Below are 17,783 nucleotides of genomic sequence, written 5' to 3'. Positions count from 1 at the left end.
TAAAAGACTGAGCTGCTTCAATTTATCGGGATTCATAATTTTGAATTCCTCTAAAAGGTAGTTGACTTTAGTATTTTCAATTCTTAAAAGAGGTTTAGCCAATGACCAATTCAGATTTAGAGAGAGTCACAGTTCGCCCAACAGATGAGTATAACCAAAAGTTGGTGTCTTACGTCCATCCGCCAAACTGGGTTAATCCTCAACCCGCAGATGTTTACGATTTGGTAGTAATTGGGGCTGGTACGGCGGGATTAGTGGTGGCTGCGGGGGCTGCGGGTCTAGATTTGGGCTTAAAAGTGGCGTTAATTGAAAAGCATCTCATGGGTGGAGATTGCTTAAATGTTGGTTGCGTACCATCTAAAACTATTATTCGGTCTGCCCGCGTCGTTGGCGAAATCTGGGATGCTAAAGAATTGGGAGTTAATATTCCCCAACATAATATTGATGTTGATTTTCCCAAAGTTATGGCAAGGATGCGGCGGATAAGGGCTGATATTAGTCATAATGATTCGGCGGAGCGATTTCAAAAGTTAGGTGTCGATGTCTTTTTGGGTAGCGGTCGATTTGCAAGTAAAAATACCGTGGAAGTTGGCGACAAAACCCTCCGGTTTAAAAAAGCTGTAATTGCTACTGGCGCAAGAGCCGCACATCTGGCGATTCTGGGAATTGAAAAGGCGGGTTATTTAACTAATGAGACGGTTTTTTCGCTGATTCAACGACCGGAACGGTTAGCGGTGATTGGTGGCGGCCCCATTGGTTGCGAATTGGCGCAAGCTTTTCGGCGCTTGGGTTCTGAGGTGGTGCTTTTTCATAGCGGTTCTCATCTTCTAAATAAAGAAGACGCTGACGCGGCTGAAATTCTCCAAAAGGTTTTGATTAGGGAAGGAATTCGCGTGGTGCTGAATTCCAAGTTGGAAGAAGTGGTAACTGTTACCGAGGGGAAACGGCTTTACTTTTCTTCTAATAGTCATCGAGATTCGGTGACAGTAGATGAAATTTTAGTGGGTGCGGGGCGATCGCCAAATGTGGAAGGTTTGAATTTAGAATCAGTGGGGGTAGAATACGACAAGCACAAAGGTGTGAAGGTAAATGATTATCTCCAGACAACCAATCCGAAAATTTATGCAGCTGGTGATATCTGCATGAACTGGAAATTTACCCATGCTGCTGATGCTGCGGCGCGGATTGTGATTAAAAATACGCTGTTTTCTCCCTTTGGCATAGGACGCTCGAAACTCAGTAGTTTGGTGATGCCTTGGGTAACTTATACTGACCCCGAAATTGCCCACGTAGGATTATATGAACACGAGGCGCAGAAATTGGGTATTGAAGTAACAACGATCGAGATACCTTTTAGTAGTGTAGACCGAGCGATCGCAGATGATGAAGAATCAGGATTTCTCAAAATCCATCACAAAAAAGGGTCTGATGAAATTATCGGTGCAACTATTGTCGCCAGTCACGCGGGTGAGATGATATCAGTTGTGACTACGGCAATGGTGAATAAAATCGGCTTGAGTAAGTTAAGTAGCGTAATTCATCCTTATCCCACTCAAGGCGAAGCTATTAAGAAAGCAGCTGATGCTTATCGCCGCACACTCCTGACATCAAATACTAAAAAATTGTTGGGATTTATAACAAAGTTATCTTGACCAAAATCAGTGAACAGTTATCTATCTGAAGTAGAGACGCGAACTTTTGCGTTTCTACAGGTCAAAGGATTTTGGATTTTAGACTTCATGGTAAGCACTACTTCGACACTTCTCTACGAGAGGCTGCGTCAACGGCAAGTTCTTTCACTTGGAAGAGTATCCGATAATCAATCACTTTTATTTATTGAATAGAAAATAAAATATAATTGCTTTTATACTCGAAGGTCTTTAAAGTAGAGTTAACCGGTCAACGATGAGTTGATTGTAAAGTTTTTCTCAAGACTAGTTTAGGGAAACAAACTTGAAGACTTTGTATATTTAAGTGTGAGTTTAAAATATTACGCCTGTGGTAATCTCTAACAAATCAGAATACGCACTTCTAGCCCTGTTAGAGTTAGCAACCTGCTACCCTAACGGTGAAGCCCTGCAAATTCGAGAGATAGCGGTATTGCAAGACATCCCGAACCGCTATTTAGAACAACTTCTGGCAACATTAAGACGTGGAGGTTTAATTAAAAGTATACGTGGAGCCAAAGGTGGCTATGTTTTGGCACGAGACCCAGGAAAGATTACAGTGTTTGATGCTTTTAGCTGTATGGAAGGGTCAGATATTGTTGTCTCGAATTGTGAGCCGACTCCGCACACGGTTGAAGGTGAGCTAATTCAGGAAGTATGGCAGGAAGCACGTCAGGCCGCAAACTCAGTTTTGGAAAAATATACACTCCAAGACCTTTGTGAGCGAAGAGCAATGCGAAAGCAGAAAGAACTAATGTATTACATTTAGAAAAGCTCAAGGGTGAGGTTTTTCATCCTTGTATTCTTAATTAAAATTAATTGAACTACGCCTCAAGCATAAAAGTTTTCAAAACTTTGCTAACTCAATTGTCTAGTTAGACCTTTTTTGTGATGTAATCCTTAGTAATAGTAATAACCAGACAACCTGTGAGGCTGTTATATGCCTGAAGTTAATTCTCAACAGCCCATAAATAGTGCCGCTACTCTTGTAGAGAGTTATGCAGCAGGAAAACGAGACTTTAGTAGAGCAGAACTAGGTAATGCTGATTTGCAGGGCATTACTTTGAGAGGAACTGACCTGAGTTATGCTGACTTGAGTGAAGCTAATCTGAGTAGCGCTAATTTGAGAGGAACTGACCTGAGTTTTGCCGATTTGAGTCAAGCTAATCTGAGTGATGCCGATCTTAGGGGAGCATTATTGATGTCAGCGAATCTCCGCCAAGCCGATCTAAAAGGAGCGAACCTAGAAAAAGCAGACTACGATCGCAGTACTCATTTTCCCCCAGATTTCGATCCAGTAAAAGCGGGTATGCAAATCAAATTTGAAGATTGATTAATTTAAGTTGAATAATTGTACGTGCCTCCAGATAGAAGATATTTCTCCTCAAAGAGTTGTAATTTGGTAAAAAAGCCTATCTATGAGGTTGACAATGGAGGCAAAAAGTGAAACGCTCAACCGCCGCACACCGCTAATTACTGCGGGAATTTTTCTAGGTGTAGGTCTTGGAGGCTTTATTGATGGAATTTTACTGCATCAGATCCTCCAGTGGCATCATATGCTCAGTAACATTCGACCTCTGACAAACACGGCGAATATAGATTTGAATATGGTATGGGATGGATTATTTCATACCTTAAATTGGGTATTCACGGTGGTAGGACTTGTGTTGCTATGGCGTGCTGGGGCGCGTGATGATGTCCCTTGGTCATCACAGACCTTTATTGGGTCAATACTAATTGGTACTGGGTTGTTTGACTTGGTTGAAGGTTTAATTGACCACCAAATTCTCGGTGTTCATCATGTAAAACCAGGCCCAAATCAGTTAGCTTGGGATTTAGGATTTCTTGCATTGGGTGCGCTACTTGTTGTTATCGGCTCGCTCATGATAAAAAAAGAGTCATTAAGCATTAAGCATTAGACATTAGGCATTGGGCATTGGTTAATTTTCTTCTCCCCTGCTCCCTGCTCCCTGCTCCCTGCCCCCTGCCTTCTGCCCCCTGCCCCCTGCCCCCTGCCCCCTGCCCCCTGCCCCCTGCCCCCTACCCCCTACCCCTCTATGCCTACAGATACTTTTGAAAAAACTAGCTGGAGTTGGCAGTTATCTCAATTCCAACAACAAGCAGGAGAATGGTGGGAATACCAGTTTTACCGCTTTGAACGAGCTTTGCCAGAATTACCTACTGGATGGTCGATTAGTCCTTGGTTCGGTGAATTGTTGAAATTCCTGTTTTGGCTGGTAGTGGGCTTATTTATAGTTTGGATAGGTTGGCGATTATGGCGAGAATTCAGTCCTTATGTATATTCTTGGCTAAATAGAGCTAGTAATCTCACTGATTTTCGCGTCAAAACTAGCTCTAGTGAGTCATCTATAGCGCTTTTGTTGGAGCGATCGCAAGAATTTTATCGTCAAGGTAACTATCGTGAGGCTTGCCGTTGTATTTATTTAGCGATGTTGCAGCAGTTGCATCAAAAGGCGATCGCACCGCACAAACTCAGCCGTACAGATGGAGAATATTTGCAATTACTGCGATCGTTGGTGACTCCCATACAGCCTTATGAAACTTTAATTACCACTCACGAGCAATTATGTTTTGGTAATACCGAGATTTTGCCAGACAATTATGAACAGTGTCGGCAAGCTTATCGGGAAATTTCTCCCGAATGAAAAAGAGACGTTGTGTTGCAACCTTTGTACACAAACAAATGTAGAGACGCGAAATTGCACTTCGTGCCGCTACGCTAACGCGTCTCTACATTCTATTTGGTGAGAGTTGCGATCGCCTTTTCTACAGCTGCCAAAGCAGTATTTACTTCCGCCTCTGTGACAATTAGCGGTGGTACAAATCGGACTACTTTTGGCCCAGCGGGTACGAGTAATACACCCTCTTTGATGGCAGCATTGACGATATCTACTGCGGTTAGTTGAATGTTGGCTCGTAACTCCAAACCGTTAATTAAACCCCAACCGCGAACTTCGCCAATGTGCTGAGGATATTTTGCTGCGATCGCTTTCAATCCAGTTCGTAACTGTTCGCCCCTATCTTGCACATTCTGCAAAATATTTTCCCGTTCCAATGTCTGGCAAACACTGAGTGCTACACCACACACAAAAGGATTGCCGCCAAAGGTGCTGGCGTGTTCCCCTGGTTGAAAAACATCGCAGAATTTCTTGCTCATCATTGCACCGATGGGGATACCGCCACCTAAGCCTTTGGCACTGGTGAAGATATCCGGTTCAACGCCAAGATGTTCGTAAGCCCATAATTTGCCACTGCGCCCCATACCAACTTGCACTTCGTCAAAAATCAACAAAACGCCAGTTTCGTCGCAAATCTGCCGAAGCTTTTTGAAATAGGCAACATCGCCTGGACGGACACCGCCTTCTCCTTGCAATGGCTCAATTAGAATCGCCGCTACTCGATAATCTCCTTCATCCAACTCACTAATCGCCACTTCCAGAGCGTTAATGTCGTTGTAATTTACGTAGTGGAACCCAGGAACCAAAGGATCAAAATATTTTTGATATTTTGGTTGTCCCGTAGCGGTAACGGTGGCCAAAGTCCGCCCGTGGAAACTGGCATTGGCGGTTAAAATAATTGGTTTTTCAATGTCTAATACTGTGTGGGCATATTTCCGCGCCAGTTTAATTGCGGCTTCGTTAGCCTCTGCTCCAGAGTTGCAGAAAAATACGCGATCGGCACAAGAATGTTCAACGAGCCATTTTGCTAATTCTCCTTGTTCAGGAATGTAGTATAAATTAGAGACATGGTGCAGCTTCTGGATTTGGCGTGTTACCGCTTCTACCATAACTGGGTGAGCGTGTCCTAAAGTACAAGTCGCAATTCCCGCGACAAAATCCAGATATTCGCGCCCCTGTGTATCCCAAACCCGGCATCCAGCACCCCGTTCTAATGCTAAGGGAAACCGACCGTAGGTAGACATGACAGCTTCATTAAAGCTATCTGTATCAAAAGCTGAATCTGGGGGGATGGTGGCTTGGTCAACGAGAGTTTGTAGGCTCACTACCGCTCCTCCTGAAAGTTTTTCATTATATAGTTATTTACTAGTTTCCTAGAAATCCCTAAAAATTACTTTTTATTTAGCACAATTCGTACTTCTTTTTAAGTTAACGTTTATATCCCAAATTCCCCACTTGATTTTGTGCTACAGAATCAGGTGGGGAATGAACAACGTATTTAATTAAATTAACATAACCCCTTCTGGATAATGATTCCAGGAATTTTTATCGGTTCAAAAAATGCCGTTCAGATATCAATACTGCGTAGGTTTTGGTGGATAGTCATTGCAGATCCCCCTTAGTCCCCCTTAAAAAGGGGGAAAATAAGGCATTTTTAGCCCCCCTTTTTAAGGCTACGGTGTACACACATCTCTGTAGAAACCCAAAATCGTTGGAGATCCCCCTAAATCCCCCGATAAATTGGGGGACTTTAAGAGACTTTTGCCCCCTTTTTTAAGGGGGGTTGGGGGGATCAAAAGCCTATGAGGTCACTCTCAAAGACTTGTGTGTACACCGTAGCCTTTTTAAGGGGGGTTGGGGGGATCGACTCAAAACCTACGCAGTATTGCTTCAGATATTACCAGCATTAAAAATCTGCTCTGCGGTTAAATCCAATTCTGGGAAAGTGGGTGATTGGATGGGTTGGCTTCCACGAAACAGGTCGAGTTGGTATTCACCCTCAACTAGTGAATAAATCGATATTGTCGGCTGTTTGGGGTTGCCAATAAATCGCTTGCCTCCCAGTGCTGCGTAGTCTACAATCCAATATTCAGAGATGCCGACTCCTTCATAACGACCCAATTTTGTAAAATAATCATCTCTCCAGTTTGTACTTAAGACCTCAACTACCAAAGGAATTGACTCTGCTTGAGTAAGAATGGATTCTTTTTTCCACAGAGGTTCATTTACTAGGTTGGAGCGGTTTAAGAACAACACATCTGGTAAATAAGCAGATTCACTTTCAGATGGTTTTACGAATGCTGTTTTGGGACAGCCATAAGATAGCTTCAGTCGGGTATATTCTAAAATAAATCTCTCGATTAAAAATAAAATAATCTCCTCATGGTCGCCTGTCGGTGGTGGCATCTCAATTACTACTCCATCGTGTAATTCGTAGCGTTTATTTGAGTTGTCAGGGTATTTAGTGATAAATTCTTCAAACGTAACTAGTTTTCTTTGTAGGGCTTGAGTCATCAGTTAATCCTCAAAGTCAAACTGAGTTTAAATATACTAAAAAGTTAGCAGAAAACTAGAAAAGTAGGTTAAAAGTACTATTGTTACTTCATTCTCAACACTTGAGCAAAAATATCAACGTATCCAAAAGGAGTTAATGGCCGGGGCGATCGCTCTTGGCGGTGTTTTCTTCATTGGCACTTTGTGGTACTCGTTAGTGGAAGGCTGGTCATGGGAAGATGCGGCTTACATGACAGTCATCACTTTAGCGACTGTGGGATACGGAGAGACGCACCCACTGGGTAGCCGAGGACGATTGTTTACAATTGCCCTGATTTTGTTGGGTGTAGTCAATATTGGTTACATTGTCAACAGATTTACAGAAGCGATTATTCAAGGCTACTTTCAAGAAGGAATTCGGCTACAACAACAGAGGCGGTTAATGGAATCCCTGTCAGAACATTACATCATCTGTGGATTTAGTCGAACTGGTCGTCAAATTGCCAAGGAATTTCAGGCAGAAGGCGTACCTTTTGTAGTGATTGATGCTGATATGGAATCTGTGCAAAGGGCACAGATGGAAGGTTATACAGCATTCCAAGGTGACGCTACCCTAGATGATACGCTTTTGAAAGTTGGTATTGAAAGGGCGATGTGTATTGTTGCAGCCCTGCCTTCCGATGCCGAAAATTTATATATAGTTTTATCAGCAAAAACACTGAATTCGGGAATTCGGGTGATTGCCCGCGCCAGTACAGAAGAAGCTTTACAGAAGTTACGACGCGGTGGCGCAGATGAAGTCATATCTCCCTATATTACTGGTGGGAAGCGCATGGCTGCTGCGGCACTTAGACCGCAAGTATTGGACTTTGTAGACGGGATTTTGACAGGTGCAGACCGCCAGTTATACATGGAAGAATTTTTACTTGACCCGGCTTTTTGTCCCTTTGTGGGTCAGAGTTTGCAAAAAGCGAGATTGCGATCGCAATCTGGGGCATTAGTTCTAGCAATTCGCCGCGTTGATGGGACTCTCATCGGTGGCCCCACTGGCGATACAGTCTTAATGCCAGGCGATCGTCTGATTGGGATGGGTACAGCAGAACAGTTGCGTAGCCTTAACCAAATTCTCGGCCCGATTAATTCCAAGCAACTACGGCGACCGAAAAATAGCTAATTTTATTTTCCTTAACTACTTTTTTTATACTAACTTTTAAGTAATGCTTGTATAGTGTAATTGCATACTTTAAAAGTATAATATCATGCAATGAAACTTATATTAAGCATCGCCACAATATTTACTTTTGTTTTGGGATTTTACACCACACAGGCTACTGCTGCTCCCCTAGCAACTCCCAAAAGCTTCACAGATTGGTGTGAGCAAAAATCAACTTTACTTCCACAGACAAAACATACTGTTGAGGTTCTTTTAGAAAAAGTCCAGACTCAAAACTGCAACCAGGCTAACCAAAGACTTATCAAGTTGACTTCTCTTAAGCTTGACTCATATGAAATCAGCGATATCAAGCCTTTATCCAATCTGATTAATTTAACTGAACTCTCCCTTGACTTCAATCAAATCAGTGATATCAAGCCTTTGTCCAATCTGACTAATTTAACTTCTCTCGACCTTGGCTCAAATAAAATCAGCGATATCAAATATTTATCCACTCTGACTAATTTGACTTATATCTCCCTCGGTGCAAATAAAATCAGCGATATCAAGCCTTTATCCACTCTGACTCATTTGACTGAACTCTCTCTCCGCTCCAATAAAATCAGTGATATTAAGCCTTTATCCACTCTGACTCATTTGACTGGACTCGACCTCGGCTCAAATAAAATCAGCGATATTAAGCTTTTACCTACCCTGACTAATTTGACTTCTCTCTCTCTCTACTCCAATAAAATCAGCGATATCAAGCCTTTACCCGCTCTGACTAATTTGAATATTCTCGACCTTTCAGTAAATAAAATCAGCGATATTAAGCCTTTATCTACTCTGAATAATTTGACTATTCTTGACCTCGGCTCAAATAAAATTAGCGATATCAAGTCTTTATCTGCTTTGACTCATTTGAATCTTCTCAACCTCTCTGTAAATAAAATTAGTGATATCAAGCCTTTGTCCACTCTGAATAATTTGACTTATCTTTACCTCTTCGTAAATCAAATCAGCGACATCAAGCCTTTATCCGCTTTGACTCATTTGATCTTTCTCAACCTTAAATCAAATCAAATCAGCGACATCAAGCCTTTATCCGCTTTGACTCATTTGATTGTTATTGATATTATAAAAAATCCGATCGCACCCAAAATCTGTCCTGTAAAACCAGAATGTATTTGTAAATTTTATTAGCTTCACACAAGACTAATAACTCACTTTACCTTTACAGATTGAATATAGCAATTAGCAAACATCTACTAAAATAAGAAAAAAATCATAATGAAACTTACCTTAAGCATCGCCACAATATTTACTTTGGGATTTTACACCACACAGACTATTGCTGCTCCTGTAGAAAATTCCAAAAGCTTTACAGATTGGTGTGAGCAGAAATCAACTTTACCCCCACAGACAAAACATACTGTTGAGGTTCTTTTAGAAAAAGCCCAAACTCAAAATTGCAACCAGGCTAACCAAAAGCTGACTAATTTGACTTCTCTCGACCTCAATTCAAATAAAATCAGTGATATCAAGCCTTTGTCTGCTCTGACTAATTTGATTTCTCTCGACCTCGGCTCAAATGAAATCAGCGATATCAAGCCTTTATCTGCTCTGACAAAATTGACTTCTCTCAACCTCAATTTCAATGAAATCAGCGATATTAAGCCTTTATCTGCTCTGAAAAAATTGATTTCTATCGACCTTCACTCAAACAAAATCAGTGATATCAAGCATTTGTCTACTCTGACTAATTTGACTTCTATCGACCTCGGCATAAATGAAATCAGCGATATCAAGCCTTTGTCTGCTCTGAAAAAATTGACTTCTATTAACCTTGACACAAATGAAATCAGTAATATCAAGTCTTTGTCCGCTCTGACTAATTTGACTGCTCTCTCCCTCCGCTCAAATAAAATCAGCGATATCAAACCTTTGTCCACTCTGACTAATTTAACTTCTCTCTCCCTCCGCTCAAATGAAGTCAGTGATATTAAGCCTTTGTCCACTCTGACTAATTTGACTTATCTCTACCTTAATTCAAATGAAATCAGCGATATCAAGCCTTTATCCACTCTGATTAATTTGACTATTCTCTCTCTTGAATCAAATGAAATCAGCAATGTCAAGCCTTTGTCTAATCTGACTAATTTGACTGAACTCTCTCTTAACTCAAATAAAATCAGCGATATCAAGCCTTTGTCTAATCTGACTAATTTGACTTTTATTAATATTAAGAATAACCAGATCGCACGCAAAAACTGTCCTGTAAAACCAGAATCTATTTGTCAATTTGATTAGCTGTAGGTGGTAACTATCAGAGGTAAGTTAAGATTTTCGGCAATGGTGTACTGATTACGAAATGACAAGAGTTCGCTGAAACTCAGATAGGGATTTTTCAGCAGTTTAATGACTACAATGAGTCAGTTTCCTGATTCACTCGATAAACGAGAGTTCTAGAACCATTGTAGAGTTCTTCATTAATGCGATATCCGGGAATATTGATCGGAGTATTAACTATATTGTACAACTTTCTAGCATATTGAAGTTAAATATTAACGTTCTTTTGTAATCACCGAGCTACCATTACTAATACTTACTTTTTGAATAAAAACGTCAGTACAAGATGCTAATATATCAGCGCTTATTTGATTGGCAATAAATTCAAAATCTTGGTTTGTTAAGCCCCGTGCTGGATCGCCACTTAAGTTAATAGAAATAGTCATAACTTGAGGATTGCTGGTAGAATTTTCATCATCTAATGCTTCTAGTTCAGTTTCTGTTACACCTAGATTAAACTCTTTAGTCCAAGCTGGAAAATCCTTACCAGTTTGTTGTCCATAAACTTTCACACTTTCAACAGATACAGCCCCTAAAGCAGTTAAACCTTTGCGGATAAAAGCAACTAAAATTTGCTGATTTGGTACTTGGGCAGATTCTAGCGTTACCTCTAAAAAAGCATCTTTGAAGACCACTTTTGCAGCGATCCCTTTGGGGTGTAAGTGGCGGTTCATCAGAGATGCGATCGCTTCTACATCTCCCTGTTTTGCAAGTTCCAGAATATTCGGCTGTATCATAACCACTAAAAGAGAAAATCTAGGAAAATAAACTTATATTGTTAGGATTCCCTCTCGACAGCCGGAAGTAACACTATGATGCAAAATGTCAAATAATTTGTGTAAAATATTTAGTATAAAGATAGTCTTTTATAGACTTTTGTAAAAAATACATTTTTCCTGCAAAAACAGCTGTTTTTGCCTTCGCAAATTCATAGGATTAATATTAATCAGTTTAATTAAAATTTTCAATATGAAGATTTATCAAGACCATACTTGGCCCTCAACACTTGAGGAAGCTATAGTTATCCAAGAAAAGCTCCAAGATAAAGTCATTACTGAAGATCAACTACAAGAACCTATCCGGTACGTTGCTGGTGTGGATATGGGTTTTGAAGCGGATGGAACCATTAGCCGTGCAGCTGTGGCAGTACTAAGTTTTCCTGATTTGCAAGTAATCGAGACAAGCCTAGCACACCGTCCTACAACCTTCCCTTATATTCCTGGGTTCCTCTCATTTCGGGAAATACCAGCTGTCCTTGATGCTCTGGAAAAGATTACAACAATCCCAGATATTATCCTGTGTGATGGTCAGGGAATTGCTCATCCCCGCAGATTAGGTATAGCTTGCCATTTAGGTTTACTCATAGATATGCCAACAATTGGTGTAGCTAAGTCGTTGTTAGTGGGTAAACATGAAGAATTGGCACAAGCAAAGGGCAGCAGCCAACCACTGATATATAAAGGTGAGACCATTGGGGCAGTTTTACGATCGCGCACAGGAGTAAAACCTCTATATATCTCCAGTGGTCATCGAATTAGTTTACCGACAGCAATTGACTATGTATTACGCTGCACACCAAAATATCGGCTGCCAGAAACTACACGCATTGCTGATAAACTAGCCTCGGCAAAATAAAGCTTGTTGAAGTTTTTTCTAAATACTTGCTTACACCTACGCAATCGTGTTAGGAATCGCACAGAAAGAAGTTGATGTAACTAAATACGATTTACGAAGTTAGAACAATGAACGCACTAACTTTACACTGGCACGATGCAGGTCAAGATAAAACTCATAACATTTACGAACAACAGCCAAGTAACAATCCTGGTACTGTCCGCATTGGTCGAGATCCATTGCGGTGCGATATTGTTTTGAGTCACCCAACTGTATCTGGTCTACATGTTGAAATATTTTTTCATCACCAGCAACAGCGCTTTTATATCAGGAATTTGCGATCGCAAAATCCCCCCATTATCGATGGGCGGCAATTAGTTCAAGGTGAAATGCCCTTAACTCAAGGTGCTACTATCTCCTTGGGACAAACACAACTCAATGTTACTAGCATTTCCACAGGCAGCATTCCAGCAACAATTTTGCTACCACCACATCCACCAGTACATATCGGACATCATCATCAGCCACCAACACCGCCAGGAGTTTATGGCTTAGAATGCCCCAAATGTCACAAAGTCTCCCCAGGAGAAAATCTCCAAATTGGCTGTCATTGGTGTGGGACATCTTTAGCGGCGGCTGTCAGTGTGTTGGTAGCACCAGGGAATTAGGGAGTGGGGAGTGGGGAGATGAGGGAGATGGGGGAGATGGGGGAGAAGAAAATTAACCAATTCCCAATGCCCTATAACCAATGACAAATAACCAATGCCCTATAACCAATGACAAATAACCAATGACAAATAATTTACAAATCCAATTAAGTTGGGAAGAACCAGCGACGGGAGAACGGCGAGAACCACTGCTGAATATCCCGATCGCTTTTGGTCGAGAATTCCCTCGCTTACCTGCCGAACTCAGGGGAGTGCGCGTTTCTCGAATGCTGCTTAACAGCAGTGAAGTTTCTCGCTACCATGCCCTAATTGACTGGGAACAAGACCATTTGGTAGTGATTGACCAAGGTAGCGTTAACGGTATCTATGTCAACGGTAAATCACAGACACACAGTGTTTTGGCTAATGGCGATACGTTGCAAATAGGCCCTTATGTAATCACAGTGAAATTTGGTGCTAGCGTCTCTGCACCAGATACCAGCCCGCCGTCAACAATTCACTTCAACGCAAATACCAATCGTCCAGACCCCAGCTTGCCTGTAGCCCAGCCGCTAACGCCCTTGGCAAGTAATTTCCCACCACTGGCGTTTCAGGCGGAAAATGTCGCCATACAAGCCCTTCATGCTACAGGACTGTCAGTAGATGAATCTGATTATCTAGCGATCGGGGCGGGATTGGGTAGCTTTGTTTGGGCTGATTTGCTGCGGCTTAGTGGTGTGCGTCCTGACAAGATTGTAGCTTTGGGATTAGAGGCAGAACCTTATGCTCGTTACAAGCGCCTTTGTTTGAATTCGCAAATTCCCTTATATGAAAGACTGCGATCGAATTCTGACTCTTGTCCTGATAATATTTGGGGCTGGCCTAGTTATGCCTTGCGTGAAGCTTGGCACGATTGCAGCAAGGGAGAGATAAAGTCAGCATTGAAGTATTTGTGGCAAGTGTTTGCAGAACCAACATTTGCCGAAACTTATACGCCACGTGCGGCTAACGTCTTTGATTCCATAGATAGGGAGGCGAAGCGCATTGGCTGGAATCAAATTTATCGCTATGGGCGAGTTCGGGCAATTCGCAAAACTGATGATGGCAGATATTGCGTAGCCTATTCTCGCGCCCCAGGAAATTATGCTTTTTTAGTTAGTCGTTATTTACATTTAGCTACTGGATATCCAGCAATTCAGTTTCTGCCAGATTTGCAAGCTTATAGAGAAAAATATCAAGATTTTAAATCTGTGGTGAATGCTTATGAAGCCCACGATCATGTTTATGAGCAACTAGAGCGACAAGGTGGTACGGTATTGATTCGGGGACGGGGGATTGTGGCTTCGCGGATTATTCAGCGCATTTATGAAGCCAGAAAGCGAAATCGGAATATTGCAGTTTTGCATTTAATGCGATCGCCTAAACCTCAAGGTAACAAATTTCAAAATACCCAGCGCCTAGTCAAAAATCATTACGAATTTCAACCCTTTAACTGGCCGAAAGCCTGTTGGGGCGGGGAACTCCGGGCAATGTTAGAAAAAGCTACCCCCGATGAACGCAAGCGTTTATTAGCAGACTGGGGTGGAACTACCACCGCCGACCGCCACGACTGGCAGCAAATTACTGCCCAAGGCATCAGCGAAGGCTGGTATCAAATTACCTTCGGAGAGGTTTTGGATGTAGAACGAGATGCCCAAAACCGGACTATTACCCATATCCGAGAGCAAAGCTTTGGGGAAATGAAATTGCTAGCTGATTTTATCGTTGATGCTACCGGACTAGATGCTAAGGTAGATACCAATCCTCTGATAGCAGATTTGGTGAAAAATTACAATCTCCCAGTGAATCACTTGGGGAGATTGACTGTAGCGAACAATTTTGAATTAGTAGAAATGCGTAGTGGCAGAGGTCAAATGTATGCTGCTGGGGCTATTACTTTAGGTGGCCCTTATGCCGCAGTTGATAGTTTTTTGGGCTTGCAATATGCTGCATTAATAGCCATTGATGGACTCGCCGCCACCCGTGCGCCTGGAGTTCATCGTTTGAATACTATAAGTTCCTTTAGACAGTGGTTGAAGTGGGTGTTAAATCAGTCACCTTAGCGCAAGAAGACAGGAATTGTATGCTTGCCAATTTTCAGAGGCTTACCTGCTAACGGATAAAGCAAACGCACTTGATCCATCGGTAGCCGAATTCAAAGCCTAGAATTTTTAGGGATGTGATTACAGTTGAATTCGATAAACATTACATCTAAGTAGTAATGCAAAATTAAATATACATTTGTCATTGCGAATGGAGCAAAGCGGAATGAAGCAATCCCAAGACCTTGGGATTGCTTCTCTACATTTCATTCCGCTCGCAATGACATAAATATTTTTGCATACGCACTTACCCGATTAAGCCGGGTTTTTTCATGCTTTTTGTGTGATTTATTCTTTTATATTTATGGTTTGTGTGATGATTAACCGCCAACTATTGACTATTGAGCATAGACCATTGACTATAACCATTGGCAAACGACAGATGTTAATGACAAATGACTAATAAAAAACGGGTTTGTATTATCTTGGGTACTCGTCCCGAAGCGATTAAACTAGCTCCAGTGATTCAGGTTTTTCAGAAATCTTCAGACTTGGAGTCGCAAGTAATTTTAACTGGACAGCATCGAGAGATGGTTGAGCAAGTTATGCAGCTGTTCAAGATTAAGGCAGATTATGACTTGGAAATTATGCAGGTTAAACAATCTCTAAATGATATTACCTGTCGTAGTTTACAAGGGTTAGAAGCGTTATTCCAGGAGAAAAAGCCAGATTTAGTGCTGGTGCAGGGAGACACTACGACGGCTTTTGCCGCAGCTTTGGCAGCTTTTTATCAAAAAATCCCTGTTGGTCATGTAGAAGCAGGGTTAAGAACTGATGATATATTCAATCCTTACCCAGAAGAAGCTAATCGGCGGTTGATTTCTCAAATTACTCAGTTACACTTTGCGCCGACTCCTTGGGCTGTGGAAAATTTGCATCGTTCTGGTGTTTTGGGTGAAATTCACATGACGGGTAACACAGTAATTGATGCACTATTGAATATAGCTGGAACCCAAGCAGTTTGTAATGTATCAGGCTTAGACTGGGATTCATCTCGCGTTCTGTTAGCAACAGTTCATCGGCGGGAGAATTGGGGAGAACCTCTGTTAGCGATCGCTCAGGGCTTTTTACAAATTTTAGACAAGTTTCCTGATACAGCTTTGCTCCTACCATTGCACCGTAATCCGACAGTGCGAGTGCCATTGCAAGAGCTTTTAGGGAATCATCCCCGAATTTTTTTGACAGATCCTCTAGATTATGGCGAACTGGTGGGAGCAATTGGGCGATCGCACCTTTTGCTCACTGACTCTGGTGGCTTACAAGAAGAAGCCCCCAGCTTAGGAAAACCAGTATTGGTTTTGAGAGATACCACCGAAAGACCAGAAGCTGTGACAGCTGGTACTGCCAAACTTGTAGGCACTACAAGCGAAAACATTTTTGCTGCCGCAGCTGAGTTACTCAGCGATCCAAATGCTTATGCAGCAATGGCAAATGCAATTAATCCTTTTGGAGATGGTCATGCAGCAGAGCGCATCTTGCAGATCGTACAAAATTATTTGGGTCTTTCATCAGAAACATCAACTTAGGAACTTAGATTAAACAAAATGCCAAATTTCTGTTTTTTAGGGTTCATAAAACCGGCTTTCCCCCCGGTTTTTTATTTTTTTGAAGATTGGATAATTTTTTTTGGAAATCACTAAAAATCCCCTTTCTAAGGGGGTTGAAGGATCTACTCTGCCTAAGTCTTAATAATTACGAATTACGGATTTTTAAAGACCTGTGTTTGTAACGGACTATGCATAGTAAAACAATTAGTAATACAAGCGCTTTAATCATTGATGGCTCCACTACCTTCCTTACTTCCGTAGGGGTTTTAGGAGTAACATTACATGGAACCTCAATCATCTGTGTGTGATCGGAACCATGACCATTGGGTATCAAATCGCATTCGCCTTTGTTAGTGAGAGACAAAGGTGGCTGACTGGGAGAAATAGGTGGCTGACCTGGAGAAACAGGTGACTGACCCGAAGAACTACCGTTATCCATTAACAGAAGCAGAATTAAACCAATACCCGCAATTCCGATTACTGGCCAAAGTGGAAAAGAATCAGAACTCTCTGGTACCAACACATCTCCCTCAGAGCCAGGGAAAGTATCGAAGGCCATTGTTTCTCCCTCTAACGCTACTGGATTGTCACTCAGCAATATCTCTCCTGGGATATCTTCTCCCAAGAGTTGATTAAATTCTGGTGGAATTGCGTTATTGGGTCGTCCGAGTTCCCCACCATCTTCGGAGTATGGATAGGATAGTAGTTCAAAAATCCTCTGTTCGAGTTGTTTCTGATCTCCAGAATTCAACGCATCCAAGCCTGTAGAGATTTTATTTAAATAAAAATTTGTCATCTCTGGCGACAAACCTAGAGATTGAATCTGCTCCTTAATATCGGAAATTTTTGAGGCTTCTTCAAACAGCAGTCGTCCGTATGAAAATTTCAAGTCTAGTAAGCCATTACGGAGGCTGAGTGAATTATCAACTCCTGAGTTTGGTGCCCAGTAAAACTGGTTAGTTACAAGTCCAAGTCCTTCTACTGGATTACGACCAAAGCCTTGTCCAAGAAGGTATTGAGAGCTATCCATGATGGCGGGAGATTCGTTTCTCCAAAATGAGGCGAAAGGTACCGCAGAGAGATTAGGATTGTTGCCGTAAAAGCTAGCGAAATTCTGGAAGTTTTTCTCCCCACCGGCTGCTTGTATCAGGAGGTTTTGATAGCTATCTCCGCCGTTTAACTCCACTAATCGTTGGATTACTGCTCCAGTTTTATTGCAAGTCAGACCAAATCCCACATCACACCCAGGGATGACTCGCATCTGACTCAGATTCTGGTTATTGATTTGGTACTGAAGATATTCAGACTCCAGTCCTTGTTGGATACCATAACGTCCGATATTCAGCTGTGCAAAAGCAGACTGATATGTAGTGAGTACTACTGCAACAGATGAGAATGCGATCGTTGCAAAGCGAACCGCCTTCGACATTGCAATTCTTTGAAAAATAGATTTAGGCAAGATGCACCTCCACT

Annotated in this window: 16 protein-coding genes and 1 pseudogene; 12 read left to right on the top strand and 5 right to left on the bottom strand. The window is 41.9% G+C overall.

The window, feature by feature from the left end:
* Positions 1–101: 101 nt before the first annotated feature.
* The 5 genes from GTQ43_RS00510 to GTQ43_RS00490 all read left to right on the top strand — a co-directional run bounded on the left by GTQ43_RS00510 (position 102) and on the right by GTQ43_RS00490 (position 4,333).
* Positions 102–1,652: a mercuric reductase gene (locus tag GTQ43_RS00510; RefSeq protein WP_265269751.1), complete on the top strand. Its 1,551-nt coding sequence runs from the start codon at positions 102–104 to the stop codon at positions 1,650–1,652.
* Between the two features lie 346 nt (positions 1,653–1,998).
* The gene (locus GTQ43_RS00505; protein ID WP_265269747.1) at positions 1,999–2,436 is read left to right on the top strand and encodes an RrF2 family transcriptional regulator; all 438 of its coding nucleotides are present in this window, start codon (positions 1,999–2,001) and stop codon (positions 2,434–2,436) included.
* A gap of 171 nt (positions 2,437–2,607) precedes the next feature.
* Positions 2,608–3,000: a pentapeptide repeat-containing protein gene (locus tag GTQ43_RS00500; RefSeq protein ID WP_265269745.1), complete on the top strand. Its 393-nt coding sequence runs from the start codon at positions 2,608–2,610 to the stop codon at positions 2,998–3,000.
* Between the two features lie 97 nt (positions 3,001–3,097).
* Entirely contained in the window at positions 3,098–3,586 is a 489-nt protein-coding gene (locus GTQ43_RS00495; RefSeq protein ID WP_265269743.1) for a DUF2243 domain-containing protein, read from the top strand.
* Positions 3,587–3,724: 138 nt separating this feature from the next.
* Positions 3,725–4,333, top strand: a complete 609-nt coding sequence (locus GTQ43_RS00490) for a DUF4129 domain-containing protein (RefSeq protein WP_265269741.1) — start codon at positions 3,725–3,727, stop codon at positions 4,331–4,333.
* 92 nt (positions 4,334–4,425) lie between these two features.
* Here GTQ43_RS00490 and GTQ43_RS00485 read toward each other — a convergent pair whose 3' ends face one another.
* Together GTQ43_RS00485 and GTQ43_RS00480 are read right to left on the bottom strand one after the other, a co-directional pair.
* On the bottom strand, positions 4,426–5,691 hold the full coding sequence (locus GTQ43_RS00485; protein ID WP_265269739.1) for an aspartate aminotransferase family protein: 1,266 nt from the start codon (positions 5,689–5,691) through the stop codon (positions 4,426–4,428).
* Positions 5,692–6,256: 565 nt separating this feature from the next.
* Positions 6,257–6,880: a Uma2 family endonuclease gene (locus tag GTQ43_RS00480; RefSeq protein ID WP_265269737.1), complete on the bottom strand. Its 624-nt coding sequence runs from the start codon at positions 6,878–6,880 to the stop codon at positions 6,257–6,259.
* 136 nt (positions 6,881–7,016) lie between these two features.
* Between GTQ43_RS00480 and GTQ43_RS00475 the strand changes: the two genes are divergently transcribed.
* The 3 genes from GTQ43_RS00475 to GTQ43_RS00465 all read left to right on the top strand — a co-directional run bounded on the left by GTQ43_RS00475 (position 7,017) and on the right by GTQ43_RS00465 (position 10,322).
* On the top strand, positions 7,017–8,033 hold the full coding sequence (locus GTQ43_RS00475) for a potassium channel family protein (RefSeq protein ID WP_265269735.1): 1,017 nt from the start codon (positions 7,017–7,019) through the stop codon (positions 8,031–8,033).
* A 90-nt stretch (positions 8,034–8,123) separates the two neighbouring features.
* Positions 8,124–9,215, top strand: a complete 1,092-nt coding sequence (locus GTQ43_RS00470) for a leucine-rich repeat domain-containing protein (protein WP_265269733.1) — start codon at positions 8,124–8,126, stop codon at positions 9,213–9,215.
* 87 nt (positions 9,216–9,302) lie between these two features.
* Positions 9,303–10,322 carry a leucine-rich repeat domain-containing protein gene (locus tag GTQ43_RS00465; RefSeq protein ID WP_265269732.1) on the top strand — a complete coding sequence of 340 codons (1,020 nt, stop codon included), beginning with the start codon at positions 9,303–9,305 and terminating at the stop codon, positions 10,320–10,322.
* On the opposite strand, the pseudogene GTQ43_RS41675 reads toward GTQ43_RS00465, so the two are convergent.
* Both GTQ43_RS41675 and GTQ43_RS00460 read right to left on the bottom strand, forming a co-directional pair.
* Positions 10,322–10,542 (bottom strand): annotated as a pseudogene (locus GTQ43_RS41675) (hypothetical protein); the annotation flags it as partial. The gene GTQ43_RS00465 and the pseudogene GTQ43_RS41675 sit on opposite strands and share 1 nt — an antisense overlap.
* A 34-nt stretch (positions 10,543–10,576) precedes the next feature.
* Positions 10,577–11,098, bottom strand: a complete 522-nt coding sequence (locus tag GTQ43_RS00460; RefSeq protein ID WP_265269731.1) for a hypothetical protein — start codon at positions 11,096–11,098, stop codon at positions 10,577–10,579.
* 232 nt (positions 11,099–11,330) lie between these two features.
* Between GTQ43_RS00460 and nfi the strand changes: the two genes are divergently transcribed.
* The 4 genes from nfi (at position 11,331) to wecB (ending at position 16,289) form a co-directional block, all read left to right on the top strand.
* Positions 11,331–11,996: a deoxyribonuclease V gene (gene nfi / locus GTQ43_RS00455; protein WP_265269729.1), complete on the top strand. Its 666-nt coding sequence runs from the start codon at positions 11,331–11,333 to the stop codon at positions 11,994–11,996.
* 107 nt (positions 11,997–12,103) lie between these two features.
* On the top strand, positions 12,104–12,643 hold the full coding sequence (locus GTQ43_RS00450) for an FHA domain-containing protein (protein ID WP_265269727.1): 540 nt from the start codon (positions 12,104–12,106) through the stop codon (positions 12,641–12,643).
* A 122-nt stretch (positions 12,644–12,765) separates the two neighbouring features.
* Positions 12,766–14,724 carry an FHA domain-containing protein gene (locus GTQ43_RS00445; protein ID WP_265269724.1) on the top strand — a complete coding sequence of 653 codons (1,959 nt, stop codon included), beginning with the start codon at positions 12,766–12,768 and terminating at the stop codon, positions 14,722–14,724.
* Between the two features lie 434 nt (positions 14,725–15,158).
* Positions 15,159–16,289 carry a non-hydrolyzing UDP-N-acetylglucosamine 2-epimerase gene (gene wecB, locus GTQ43_RS00440; protein ID WP_265269722.1) on the top strand — a complete coding sequence of 377 codons (1,131 nt, stop codon included), beginning with the start codon at positions 15,159–15,161 and terminating at the stop codon, positions 16,287–16,289.
* A gap of 166 nt (positions 16,290–16,455) precedes the next feature.
* On the opposite strand, the gene GTQ43_RS00435 is transcribed toward wecB, so the two are convergent.
* The gene (locus GTQ43_RS00435) at positions 16,456–17,769 is read right to left on the bottom strand and encodes a hypothetical protein (protein ID WP_265269720.1); all 1,314 of its coding nucleotides are present in this window, start codon (positions 17,767–17,769) and stop codon (positions 16,456–16,458) included.
* Between the last annotated feature and the right edge of the window lie 14 nt (positions 17,770–17,783).

Origin of the sequence: Nostoc sp. KVJ3 (assembly GCF_026127265.1) — a bacterium.
Classification (GTDB): Bacteria; Cyanobacteriota; Cyanobacteriia; order Cyanobacteriales; family Nostocaceae; genus Nostoc.
The sequence above is the reverse complement of the archived record's forward strand: the minus strand, read 5'-3'. Positions and strand labels throughout refer to the sequence as shown.